The following is a 12,443-nucleotide window of genomic DNA, read 5'->3' as shown; positions in this document are numbered from 1 at the left end:
ATCAGGTTGCATCAGCATGGCTGACCCGGCCCTTGAGCAGGATCGCCAGAGCAGCGAGGCTGGCCGGCACAATCAGTGCGGTCAGTACCTGCTCGAAGTTCCAGCCCAGCCCCAGCAGGGTGGCGCCGGCCCAGGCGCCGAGAATCGCGCCGAAGCGGCCGATACCCAGCATCCATGACACGCCGGTGGCGCGGCCTTGGGTCGGGTAGAAGCGTGCGGCCAGCGACGGCATCGCCGACTGTGCGCCGTTAATGCACATGCCGGCCACCAGCACCAGGCTGGCGAGCAGCAACACGCTGTCAAGGCTCTTGCCCACCAGCCAGGCGAACACCCCGGCCAGCCCGTAGGCAATGCCGATCACCCAGTGCGGGTTATAACGGTCCATGGCCCAGCCGACCCCCACTGCGCTGAGCACCCCGCCCAACTGGAACAGCGCGCCAATCACTGCCGACTGCTCCAGGCTCGCGCCACTGTCACGCAACAGGGTCGGCAGCCAACTGGTCAGCAGATAGACGATCACCAGGCCCATGAAATAGGTCAGCCACAGCAGCAAGGTGCCGGTACTGTAGGTCCCGGAAAAGATCACCTTGAACACGTTGCGGCTGCTCACGGTGCTTTGCTCCGGCACACTGAAGTCAGTGACGCCGATCAGCGCGGCCGGGGCGATGGGCTCCAGCACTTTGCGCACCTTGGCGCTACCGCGGTTGCGCACCACCAGAAACCGCGCCGACTCGGGCAACCACAGCATCAGTGCCGGGACCAGCAGCAGCGGCAGCAGGCCACCGATCAGCAAAAGGCTGTGCCAGCCCAGCGCCGGGATCAGTTTCGCCGAGACAAAACCGCCACAAGCCATGCCCAGGTTGAAGCCGCAGAACATGCTGGTCACCAGCAACGACTTGAGCCGCTCAGGGGTGTATTCAGACAGCAAGGTGGTGGCGTTGGGCATCGCCGCGCCCAGGCCGATACCGGTCAGCAGGCGCAGGATCAGCAACTGATCGAGGTTGCTGCTGTAAGCCGACAACAGGCTGAACAGACCAAACAGAAACACCGCAGCCACCAGCACCAGCTTGCGCCCGAAGCGGTCGGCCAAGGGACCGGAGCCCAGCGCACCGAAGACCATGCCGATCAACGCGGCGCTCATCACCGGGCCAAGGCTTGCGCGTTCGATGCCCCACTCCTGGCTCAGGGCCGGGGCGATAAAGCCCATCGCGGCAGTGTCCAGGCCGTCGAGAAACACGATCAGAAAACACAGGATCACCACCCGCCACTGGAAGGCCGACAGCGGCTGGTCATTGATGAAGCGTTGTACATCGAGGGTCTGGCCCCCGCTTGCGCTTTTACCAAGCGTCATATGAGTTCCCTTTTGTTCTTATATGGGAAAGCCTCCGGGTTCAATGAACGCGGAGGCGTCAGGCACGCAGGATGGTTTTAGAAGTCGAAAAACACCGTCTCGCCCTCGCCCTGTACCCGGATGTCAAAGCGGTACGCCAGTTGCCCGTCGACCGTGCACCGCTTGGCCACCAGGGTATCGCGGCGCTGCACCTGCTCGACCAGGTTGATCACCGGGTCATTGGCATTGGCGGCGGCTTCATCATCGAAGTACAGGCGGGTGTGCAAGTGAATGTTGATACCGCGCGCGAACAGCGACACGTTGATGTGCGGCGCCATCGGCACCCCGGCGGCATTGTTGACCACACCCGGCTTGACAGTTTTCAGGTGCCAGACCCCGTCATCACCGGTGGCGGTGCGGCCAAAACCGTTGAACGGCCGGGCCGGATCATAGGTCGGGTGATACTGCCCCTGATGGTCGGCCTGCCAGAATTCAAGGTAGGAATCACGCATCAACTGGCCATTGCCATCGAGCACCGTCCCCAGCAGCAGAATGTGTTCGCCGGCAGCACCGGGACGGGCCATCTGGTTCCAGATTTCCAGCTCGCGGGTCGGGTTGCCAGCCACTTCCAGGGCCAGGCCGATATGCACATAAGGGCCAGCCGTTTGCGACGGGGTTTCCGGCAGTAATTGAACAGGCATGACAAGCTCCTCAGCGATTCTCGAAGTGGGTCTGGCGCTGGCCGCGCAGCACGATGTCAAAACGGTAGGCCAGGCAATCCATCGGGTTGCCCATGCCCATGTCCAGCCGCGCCACCAGGCTCTGCACAGCCTCAGGATTGGCAATCGACTTGACGATCGGGCACAGCGGGATCAACGGGTCGCCTTCGAAATACAACTGGGTAATCAGCCGGGTGGCAATCGACGGACCACTGACCGAGACATGGATATGCGCCGGACGCCAGTCGTTGGGACCGTTGCGCCACGGGTACGGGCCTGGCTTGATGGTCCGGAAACTGTAGTTGCCATCGCGGTCGGTCAGGGTCCGGCCGACACCGCCGAAGTTCGGGTCGATGGGTGCCAGGTAGCTGTCACGCTTGTGCCGATAGCGACCACCGGCGTTGGCTTGCCAGATCTCCACCAGGGTGTTGGGCACCGGCTTGCCATACTGATCGATCACCCGGCCGGCAACGATGATGCGCTCGCCAATCGGCAGGCCGCCATGGTCGAAGTTGAGCAGCAGATCATTGTCGTGACGGCCGAGAATCAGATGGGAGAAATCCGGGCCGGTGGTTTCCGAGATCGACTGGCCGATGCTCACCAGGGCCTGGCGCGGCGAGCGCAGCACGGAGGTTTTGTAGTCAGGGGTCAGGGCTTTGGGGTGCCAGTTTCGATCGCGAATGACGAAGCGGCTGTTGTCGGCAACAGACATGGCTTGGGTCCTTGAAGTTGTTGTTATCGGACGCACAACCATGGGCTGCGCATCAGGCTTGGCGCAGTGTCACGCGATTCGAAGGTTGCGAAAATTGAAAAACCTGGGGCATTCCATAACCTTTTGGTTATGGATAATCAGGCGTAAAGCCCGTCACGGTAAGCCCCGCCGACCTGGCGCAGTTGCTCGACGCACCACAGCGCCGCCCGTGACAGCGGCACTGCGGGATTGCTGCACACCCCCACCGAGCCGCCCGGCTCGCGAATACCCAGGTCCAGTTCCACCAGCGTGCCGTTGCGCAGTTCCTGCAAGACCGCATCCAGCGGCGCGATCCAGATCGCATTGCTGCGCTCCACGTAGCAGCGGCTCAAGGTCAACGACAGGGTTTCCAGACGCTGGCGCGGCGGCTGGATGCCGTACTGCACGAACAGGCTATCGGCAAAGGCGCGAATGGTGGTGCCGGCCAAAGGCAGCACCAGCGGATAATCCTGCAGGCTTTCCCGGCGCAGCGGCGCCGCCAGCAATGGATGCGCCGGGCGCGCCACCAGAGTCATGGACTCGTTATACAGATGCTCGAAACTGAGGCCATGAATCTGCGGGCTGTCGGTCATCCGCCCGACCACCAGGTCCAGTTCACCGACCCGCAGTTGCGCCAGCAGGTAGGCACTGGGTCCGGTCATGACACTGACGATCAACGCCGGGTGCTGCTCATGCAGACGAGCGATGACTTCCGGCATCAGCAGGCTTTCAGCGGTGGACAATACCCCCAGCCGCACGGTCGCGGTTTCATGCTCGCCAGAGCGCAGGCTGTTGACCCCTTCGCGCAGCGCCTGGACGCTGGGCCCGGCAAAACGCATGAAGGCCACCCCGGCCTCGGTCAGCGTGGCGCCATGCTTGCCGCGCAGAAACAGCGTGGCATCGAGCAGCCCTTCCAGCTCTTTGAGTGCCTTGGACAGCGCCGGTTGACTGATCGCCAACTGATCGGCAGCTTTGGCCAGGCTGCCCTGGCGGGCGACTTCGAGAAAACAGACCAGATGGCGGTATTTGATCCGCGTGTCGATGTTCACCGCGACGCCGGCCGGCTGAGGAAAAAGGCAATCTGCTCGGTGTCGAAGGGCCAATCCAGTTCGGCGCCGGTATCGATCCGGCGCAGTACCGGGATGCGCAGACCGTAGCGCTCGACCAGTTGCGGGTCATCGGCAATGTCCAGCAGTTCGACCAACAGGCCGTGCTCGACCAACGGCATCAGCTCGGCTTCGGCCAGTTCGCACAGGTGGCAGCCGAGGGTGCTTAAAAATTGACATTCGGGAGGCATGACAGGTACCTGCAAGCAGCAAGATATACGGCGAACAGCGTTATTCTATGCCGGGTCCGGGAACGCGTCGAGGTTGGCGGGGCGAGCATCTGCTGTGAATGTGCCGCCGTCTTCGCTGTGGTCCGGCACCCCGGCAAGCCAACGAATGCTGTGGCACATCGACAGAGCAAGCGCCCACAGGTGGCCGAACGATCACCATAATCAGTGAAGTTGCCGCTAAACCGAAGCCACCGGCGCCCGCCTCGCAAAACGCTTTTTGCAGTACGCATTGGCCCGATCCAGGATCGGCTTTTCAAACAACCGATAGCCGACCCAGCCATAACACAGCACCGCCGCCATCATCAGCAGCGCAAAGCCGACGTTGTCCAGGTAGCTGCCCGGCCACGGCCCCAGCCACGCCCACAGTCGGCCGATCACCCCGAGCACCAGCAGGTGCGACAGGTAAATGGTGTAGGACATATCCCCAACCGCCACCAGCGCCGTGCTCAAGCGCAAATGGGCACGGCGCTCCAGCAGCACCATACTCAACACCAGCGCACCGAACACCAGCGCCACAGCCAGCATGCGTGGCAGACCATGACTCTGGTAAAGGTGCCAATAGCCAACAAGCGGCATGCCCACCAGCGTGGCCAGCAGCAGCATTGCCCAGACCAGTCGATCCGGCAGCCGCGCACTGTGCGGGCTGTAAAAGAACAGCGCCAGCGCTGCACCAGCGATGAATTCCAGCGCATGCGGGTGCAGCATGATCTGCACCGCCGGCGAGTAGTCCCGCCAGTCCTGCAGGCTGTTGAACACCAGCAGAATCAGCGCCCAGACCGCCAACGCGGCAGGTAGCCAGCGTTCACGCAAAGGCAGCAACGCGCTGAACACCAGATAGAACCAAAGCTCGAACACCAGTGACCAGGCGACCATGACCAACAACACCTTGTCGCTGGGCAGCAGCAAGAACGACAGCAGCAGGTTCGACTCACCGTGGCTGCTATTGACCATGCCCGGCTGCACGAGCAACACCGCCAGGGTCAGGAAGTAGTACAGCCAGTAGGTCGGGTAGATCCGCGACACGCGGTTGAAGACAAAGCGCTGGGCCTGCACACGGTCCTGAAAGCGTCCGCGGCTGACGATCACCATCACAAAGCCGCTGATCACGAAAAACAGGTCGACGCCCAACTGGAAAAAATCCAGCCACGCCGGCAGCAGACGATCACCACCGGCGTATTTGGCCTCGACCGAGGTCATGTGAAACAGCACAACGCCCAGTACTGCCAGGCCCCTGAGCCCTTGCAGGGAAAACAGCCGCTCCATGCCCACCTCATGCACTACCCGATTCGCCGAGGATCGCTCCTCATCATGCGGCTAGAGCATAGCAAGGCTGGCAGCTATTGCCGGTTTCAGTCCTGGCTGACCGCACCGATCTTGTGGATCGACAGGTCGGCACCGTAGTACTCCTGTTCCTGGTTCAGGCGTAAGCCAACAGTAAACTTGAGCAGGCCATACACCGCAAAGCCGCCGGCCAGCGCCACCACGACACCGAGCAGGCTGCCGATCAACTGGCTGATCAGGCTGACGCCGCCCAACCCGCCGAGTGCCTGCTGGCCAAAGATTCCGCAAGCGATACCGCCCCAGACGCCGCAGATGCCGTGCAGCGGCCAGACACCCAGCACATCATCGATCTTCCAGCGCACCTGGGCGGCGGTGAAGCACCAGACGAACATCGCGCCAGCAATCGCGCCGGTGACCAGTGCGCCAACCGGGTGCATCAGGTCAGAGCCGGCACAGATCGCCACCAGCCCGGCCAACGGGCCGTTGTGCAAAAAGCCCGGGTCATTGCGGCCAACGATCAAGGCCGCCAGGGTGCCGCCGACCATCGCCATCAATGAATTGACCGCCACCAGACCACTGACTGCAGGCAGGGTCTGGGCACTCATCACGTTAAAACCAAACCAGCCGACGATGAGGATCCACGAACCCAGGGCCAGAAACGGAATGCTCGACGGCGGGTAAGCCACCAGCCGACCGTCGCGATAGCGGCCGTTACGCGAGCCCAGCAGCAACACCGCCGCCAGCGCCAGCCAGCCACCCATGGCGTGCACCACCACAGAGCCGGCAAAATCATGGAAGCTGGCACCGAAGCTGGCTTGTAACCAGGCCTGCAGGCCATAGTTGCCGTTCCAGATCATGCCTTCGAAGAACGGATAGACGAACGCCACGATCAACGCAGTGGCGCACAGCTGCGGGACGAACCGCGCACGTTCGGCAATGCCGCCGGAAATGATGGCCGGTATCGCAGCGGCAAAGGTCAGCAGGAAAAAGAATTTGACCAGCCCGTAACCATGGTCGGCATTGATCACCGCCGCCGGCTGCATGAAGGTCACGCCGTAGGAGATCCAGTAGCCGATAAAGAAATACGCCACCGCCGATACCGCGAAATCGCTGAGGATTTTCGACAGGGCATTGACCTGATTCTTCTGCCGGACCGTACCGACTTCAAGAAAGGCGAACCCCGCATGCATGGCCAGGACCATGACGGCCCCGAGCAACAGAAACAAGGTGTTGGAACTATGGACCAGAGTGTCCACGGCGCTGTGCAAATTTTCCATTGCGAAGGCAGACCTGCAAGTTCTTGGAAGCACCAAAGCGAGACGTTCTGCATCCGCGCGCACCGAACTGGAGCAGCGCACGGACTCCCCGATCCATAGGCCGTGCTCTGATAACGAGCACGAAACGAAAAAAGCTCAGGATGTTTCCCGGTTATTAAAGTTTGGCGTAAGGTTTGCGCCCGGCAGGCGCGCCTATCTGGCGCAGCCAGCGGCGTTGACGCACCATGACGAAGCAAAAGCTGTACCAGCCGCTATGAAAAACACACTGATTCAATTCAAATGAACCTTCTGCAACACGCCATACTCTGAACCCAGACACGCCATTTCACGGAGAACACCATGGCCCGCCGTACTGCCCAGACCGCCCAGGAAATCCTGCTGGCCGACTTCCAGACCCTGGTTGCCGACACCGAAAAACTCCTTGACCACACCGCCTCGCTGGCCGGTGAACAGGCCGACCAATTGCGTGATCAGATTAAGGACAGCCTTGAGCGCGCCCGTGAAACCCTGCAACTGACCGAGGACTCGCTGCGTCAGCGCGGTGAAGCGGCGGTGCAGGCGACCGAAGATTATGTGCAAAACAATCCCTGGCAGTCGGTGGGCATCGCCGCCGGGGTCGGTTTTCTGATCGGCCTGCTGGCCTCCAGGCGTTAAGGCCATGCACGGGCAAAACGAATCCGCCGCCCAGGCCGAGCAACCGGGGTCTGCGCCACGGCGCCTGGGCGCCGCGTTTCTAGGCTTGCTGCACAGTCATGTCGAGCTGTTCGGCATCGAGCTGCAAGAGCAGAAAGCCCGCACGGTGAGCCTGCTGCTGTTTGCCGGTCTCGCCCTGGTATTCGGCCTGCTGCTGCTCACCGGGCTCTCGGCGCTGCTGTTGATTGTGCTATGGGACAGTTATCGCCTGGTCGGCATCATCGGCCTGTGCGTGTTTTATTTCCTGGCCGCTGTGTTCTGTGGCTTGCGCCTGCGCGCGGCGATCTTCGACGAGTCCTCGCCGTTCAGCGCAACCCTCGAAGAGCTGGCCAACGACCGTGAGCGATTGCTGCCATGAGTGAACCGAAGTCTCATCAAGGCAATACCCGCCGGGAACTGCGCAAGGCACTGGTACGCCTGCGCATGGAAATGCATCGTCAGGAGATCCGCCACGAGTCGACCCAGGTCCTGCAACCGCTGCGCCGGGTGCGCGGCATGGCTCAAGGGTTGCCGGGCTCGCTGGGGATTCGCCATGCGCCGTTATGGGGCGTGGGCGCCGTCGCGCTGCTGGGGTTTCTCGGCGGTCGTGGCGCCAACAAGCCACCCCGGCAAGGTGGCGGCGGCCTGGCTCGGCTGATACGTCTCGGGGTAACCCTGATGCCATTGATCAAACTGGCGATCCAGAGCCGTACCCGCAAGCCCTGATGGCTGTTTGGCCTCTGTCTTGCAACACACGATCACATTGACCGCGCTGCGCAGCATCTGCACCGCGCGGTTTTTTATTATGTGCGCAAGGAGTGTCATGTGATCACGGGGCAACCCATTGCCTGCTTCCAGCCCTTCATCGACACCGCTACGGGGCGAATCGCCGGTATCGAAGCACTGGGTCGACTGCGCGATGAGCAAGGCCAACTGCATTCGGTAGGGCCGCTGTTCAATGACCCCGCCCAATCGGCCGACAGCCTGCGCCAACTGGACCGACTGATTCGTGATGATGCGCTGAGCCGCTTGCATCTGGCGCCGCAGGACTGGTTTCTGAGCCTGAACATGTCGCCGCGCTGGATCAGCAGCCTGACACCCGGCGCGCCGCTGCCAAGCCTTGAGCAGTTGCAGCGCCATGGCGTGGCGGCGCAACGGATCGTGTTTGAAATCACCGAACTGGGCGGTGATATCCAGCGCCTGAGCGAGGTCGTCAGGCGCTACCGCGAAGCCGGGGCACGGATCGCCATCGACGACTTTGGTGCCGGCTATTCGCAGTTGGATCGGGTTCTGGCCTTGCAGCCGGACATTCTCAAACTCGACATGCGCCTGTTTCAGGCTGCGGCCCGCGGTGGTCCGAGCAGCGATGTAGTACGTGCGCTGGCGCAGATGGCTGAAAAGACCGGCTGCTGGATCATTGCCGAAGGCGTCGAGACCGAGGCCGAGCTGCATTTTGCCCTGGAGTGCGGTGCACGCTATGTGCAGGGCTTTCTGTTCGCCCGCGCCGAACCGGATTTCTTCGCTGCCGACAGTTTCGTCAACGCCTTTGCCGTGCTGCGCGACCGTTACGTGCTGGCTAAAGTGGCCGAGCGCGCCAGACTGATGGTGCTGCGGCGCAAGCTGGCCGCACTGATGAGCGCACTGCAACGCTGGACGCTAAACGAACTGCCGGGCAGCGAACTCAACGAGCTGGCCCGCCCCGAAGAATACCCTTGGTTGCTGCGCTTTTATCAGTGCGACCGGCATGGCACCCAGCTCACCCCGAATCTGGAGTGGCGCAACGGCACCTGGCAGGCCGATAGCCGCTACGTGGGGCATAACTGGTCGTGGCGGCCCTACTTCTACCACCTGCTGGCCGAGGGTTGGGAAGAACGCCGGCTGATTCTCTCTACCACCTATCGCGACGCGACCAGCAACCAGTACTGCCTGACCGCCGGGCAGTTCTTCGACGCCGGCCAGCGCTTGCTGTTGATCGACATCGATGCCGCCGGGTTATGAGCGCCCTGCCCCTTGCAGCCTGCGCCTTGAACCGGGAAGCTAGGGGTTTGTGAACAGACGGAGCAATGGCCTTGGACTGGCAGACCCTGCTTAACCGCGAACGACTCGGCAAACCGCTGCATAGCCCCGAAGAACTGGGGCGCAGTCCGTTTCACAAGGACCATGACCGGATCATCTTTTCCGGCGCGTTCCGGCGTCTGGGGCGCAAGACCCAGGTGCATCCGATGTCGAGCAACGACCATATCCATACCCGTCTGACCCACTCGCTGGAAGTCAGCTGTGTGGGCCGCTCGCTCGGCATGCGGGTGGGCGAAACCCTGCGCGCCAGCCTGCCGGACTGGTGCGAACCCAGTGATCTGGGGATGATCGTGCAGTCGGCGTGCCTGGCCCATGACATCGGCAACCCGCCCTTTGGCCACTCCGGCGAAGACGCCATTCGCAACTGGTTCAAACAGGCGGCCGGGCGCGGCTGGCTCGATGGCATGAGTGACACCGAGCGGCTGGACTTTCTCAACTTCGAAGGCAATGCCCAGGGCCTGCGGGTGCTCACCCAACTGGAATATCACCAGTTCGATGGCGGGATGCGCCTGACCTACGCGACCCTGGGCACCTACCTCAAATACCCGTGGACCGCGCGCCACGCCGACTCGCTAGGCTATAAAAAACACAAGTTCGGTTGCTACCAGAGCGAGCTGCCGGTGCTTGAGCAGATCGCCAACAAGCTGGGCATCCCGCAAGTCGAAGATCAACGCTGGGCGCGCCATCCGCTGGTCTATCTGATGGAAGCGGCCGACGACATCTGCTACGCCCTGATCGATCTGGAAGACGGGCTGGAGATGGACCTGCTGCAATACAGCGAAGTCGAAGCCCTGCTGCTGGATCTGGTCGGTGACGACCTGCCCGACACCTATCGGCAACTGGGTGCCGACGACTCCCGGCGGCGCAAGCTGGCGATTCTGCGTGGCAAGGCCATCGAGCACCTGACCAATGCGGCGGCCCAGGCCTTTGTCGAACAGCAACAGGCGCTGCTTGACGGCACGCTGGAAGGCGATCTGGTCGAGCATATGCACGGTCCGGCCAAACGCTGTGTCCTCAATGCCAAGGACATGGCACGCAAGAAGATCTTCCAGGACAAGCGCAAGACCCTGCTCGAGATCGGCGCCTACACCACCCTGGAAGTGCTGCTCAATGCCTTCTGTGGCGCTGCGGTGGAGCAATTCGGCGGGCGCACCCCGTCGTTCAAGCATCGGCGCATTCTCGACCTGCTGGGTAGCAGCGCGCCGGCAGCCGATGCCCCACTGCACAGTGCGTTTCTGCGCATGATCGACTTCATTGCCGGCATGACCGACAGCTATGCCAGCGAAATGGCTCAGGAAATGACCGGCGGCGCGGGGCATCATCGCTGAGCGGAACAGGCCGGGGATCCAGCATCACCCCGGCCCGCTTTGCATCTTCAGACGTTTCCTACAAACCCACCAGAATTCTCCTATCGCCCTGTAAGCAAAGTTTTCTGAATAATCCCGGCATTCAATACTGTTGGGCACCTCTAAAAACGTAGGCGAAGCAGCCAGCGCAAGGCGAAAACCGGTGAAAAACGGTCGGAGTCGCGTTCGACTTTACGGCTTGTAAATGAGCATTTTGAGCCGGTTTTCAACGCAGCGATGGCGCGCGTAGCGCCGCAGGCGTCCAGCCAGTTGGTAGTTTTTTGAGATGCCCTGTTCCCACCTGCCGCACAGCTGGCCTGAACATTGGGCAGCCGGTACCAGAATGCCCCGGAAAACCAATGCCCAGACACAACCTGCGGATCCTGCTGGTGGAAGATCATCCGTTCCAGTTGATCGCCACCCAAGCGTTGCTCAACAATCAGGGCTATTTTCTGCTCACGCCGGCGCTTAACGCCGCCGAAGCCTTCGCCGCGCTTGAGCGCAGCCACACGCCTTACGACCTGCTGCTCTGCGATCAGGGCCTGCCCGACCTGCCAGGGCTGGAGCTGGTCGGCCAGGCCTGGCGCAAAGGGCTGGTGCGCCAGGCGATCATCTTCAGCGGTCTGACCGAAGCGGGCCTGCTGCAGCTCGAACACAGCGCCCGACGCCGCGCGCTGCCGCTGCTGGGCTGCCTGAGCAAACCGCTGCGCGCTGCCGATCTGGCCCGCTTGCTCGATACACCTTAAGCAACCCGCGCGGTACAGCCTCGCCGGCCACTAACCTTGTTACGACTAATGGCACTTAACACCACCTCACTGTCAGGCGCTGTTTAATGCATTCAACAATGATTTTATCTAGCCATCTTTTAGCGCCCTGACGCTGAAGCTTCATTAAACAATTCACTGAACATCGGGTTCATTTCGTACGCCGATACTTTAATTGCTGTAGGAACTTTCCTATATATATCAACAGACCGGATTCATTCATGTGACTCGCTAAACATCTGAGCTAATGTGCGCGCTTTCTTCGCTGCCTGTATGGATTTAATTATGAACTCAGTATTTATCATCGACGATCATCCGGTCATTCGCCTGGCCGTTCGTATGCTGCTGGAAAACGAAAACTATGAAGTGGTCGGCGAGACCGATAACGGCGTAGACGCCATGCAGATGGTCCGCGAGTGCATGCCTGACCTGATCATTCTCGACATCAGCATTCCCAAGCTTGATGGCCTGGAAGTGCTGGCGCGCTTCAACGCCATGGGCCTGCCTTCGAAAATTCTGGTCCTGACCTCCCAGACCCCCAGCCTGTTCGCCATCCGCTGCATGCAGTCGGGCGCGGCCGGTTATGTGTGCAAACAGGAAGACCTCAGCGAACTGCTCAGTTCGGTCAAGGCGGTATTATCCGGCTACAATTACTTCCCCAGCCAGGCACTTAGTGCGCCCCCCGGAGAAGATGGCAAGCCCAGCGAAATCGAACTGTTCAAACTGGTCAATGATCGCGAATTGATGGTACTTCAGTTATTTGCCCAGGGACGCTCCAACAAGGAAATCGCCAAAGGCATGTTTCTCAGCAACAAGACGGTCAGCACCTATAAAACCCGTCTCATGCAGAAGCTCAGAACCCGAACCCTGGTAGAACTTATCGACATGGCAAAACGCAATTCGTTGGTATGA

At 61.2% G+C, this 12,443-nt stretch carries 14 protein-coding genes; 7 read left to right on the top strand and 7 right to left on the bottom strand.

What is annotated here, in order from left to right; genetic code table 11:
• Position 1: 1 nt before the first annotated feature.
• From NJC38_RS01560 to NJC38_RS01530, 7 genes are all read right to left on the bottom strand, one after another.
• Complete coding sequence (locus NJC38_RS01560) at positions 2-1,351, bottom strand: MFS transporter (RefSeq protein WP_253110670.1); 1,350 nt, start codon at positions 1,349-1,351, stop codon at positions 2-4.
• Positions 1,352-1,428: 77 nt separating this feature from the next.
• A complete protein-coding gene (gene pcaG, locus NJC38_RS01555) occupies positions 1,429-2,031 on the bottom strand; it encodes a protocatechuate 3,4-dioxygenase subunit alpha (protein WP_253110667.1) in 603 nt (200 codons plus the stop codon).
• 10 nt (positions 2,032-2,041) lie between these two features.
• Positions 2,042-2,761: a protocatechuate 3,4-dioxygenase subunit beta gene (gene pcaH / locus NJC38_RS01550; protein WP_253110665.1), complete on the bottom strand. Its 720-nt coding sequence runs from the start codon at positions 2,759-2,761 to the stop codon at positions 2,042-2,044.
• A gap of 137 nt (positions 2,762-2,898) precedes the next feature.
• A complete protein-coding gene (pcaQ, locus tag NJC38_RS01545) occupies positions 2,899-3,828 on the bottom strand; it encodes a pca operon transcription factor PcaQ (RefSeq protein WP_253110662.1) in 930 nt (309 codons plus the stop codon).
• Positions 3,825-4,076, bottom strand: coding sequence for a glutaredoxin family protein (locus tag NJC38_RS01540; RefSeq protein WP_045490256.1), 252 nt, complete (start codon positions 4,074-4,076; stop codon positions 3,825-3,827). Before NJC38_RS01540 ends, pcaQ begins: the two co-directional genes overlap by 4 nt.
• 216 nt (positions 4,077-4,292) lie before the next feature.
• On the bottom strand, positions 4,293-5,378 hold the full coding sequence (locus NJC38_RS01535; protein WP_253110647.1) for an acyltransferase: 1,086 nt from the start codon (positions 5,376-5,378) through the stop codon (positions 4,293-4,295).
• A gap of 86 nt (positions 5,379-5,464) precedes the next feature.
• A complete protein-coding gene (locus NJC38_RS01530; protein WP_253110644.1) occupies positions 5,465-6,673 on the bottom strand; it encodes an ammonium transporter in 1,209 nt (402 codons plus the stop codon).
• 339 nt (positions 6,674-7,012) lie between these two features.
• On the opposite strand from NJC38_RS01530, the gene NJC38_RS01525 reads away from it, so the two are divergent.
• From NJC38_RS01525 to NJC38_RS01495, 7 genes are all read left to right on the top strand, one after another.
• Complete coding sequence (locus tag NJC38_RS01525) at positions 7,013-7,327, top strand: YqjD family protein (protein ID WP_045490249.1); 315 nt, start codon at positions 7,013-7,015, stop codon at positions 7,325-7,327.
• 4 nt (positions 7,328-7,331) lie between these two features.
• Entirely contained in the window at positions 7,332-7,724 is a 393-nt protein-coding gene (locus NJC38_RS01520) for a phage holin family protein (protein WP_045490247.1), read from the top strand.
• Complete coding sequence (locus NJC38_RS01515; RefSeq protein WP_045490246.1) at positions 7,721-8,071, top strand: hypothetical protein; 351 nt, start codon at positions 7,721-7,723, stop codon at positions 8,069-8,071. Before NJC38_RS01520 ends, NJC38_RS01515 begins: the two co-directional genes overlap by 4 nt.
• A 99-nt stretch (positions 8,072-8,170) precedes the next feature.
• Entirely contained in the window at positions 8,171-9,343 is a 1,173-nt protein-coding gene (locus tag NJC38_RS01510; protein ID WP_253110641.1) for an EAL domain-containing protein, read from the top strand.
• A 71-nt stretch (positions 9,344-9,414) separates the two neighbouring features.
• Positions 9,415-10,749 (top strand): deoxyguanosinetriphosphate triphosphohydrolase, encoded by a 1,335-nt coding sequence (locus tag NJC38_RS01505; protein WP_253110638.1) that lies wholly within the window; start codon positions 9,415-9,417, stop codon positions 10,747-10,749.
• Between the two features lie 377 nt (positions 10,750-11,126).
• The gene (locus NJC38_RS01500) at positions 11,127-11,513 is read left to right on the top strand and encodes a response regulator (protein WP_253110635.1); all 387 of its coding nucleotides are present in this window, start codon (positions 11,127-11,129) and stop codon (positions 11,511-11,513) included.
• 303 nt (positions 11,514-11,816) lie between these two features.
• On the top strand, positions 11,817-12,443 hold the full coding sequence (locus NJC38_RS01495) for a response regulator transcription factor (RefSeq protein ID WP_045490239.1): 627 nt from the start codon (positions 11,817-11,819) through the stop codon (positions 12,441-12,443).

This window comes from Pseudomonas sp. 21LCFQ010, from assembly GCF_024129905.1.
Taxonomy (GTDB): Bacteria; Pseudomonadota; Gammaproteobacteria; order Pseudomonadales; family Pseudomonadaceae; genus Aquipseudomonas.
This window is presented reverse-complemented; position numbering and strand designations above follow the sequence as displayed.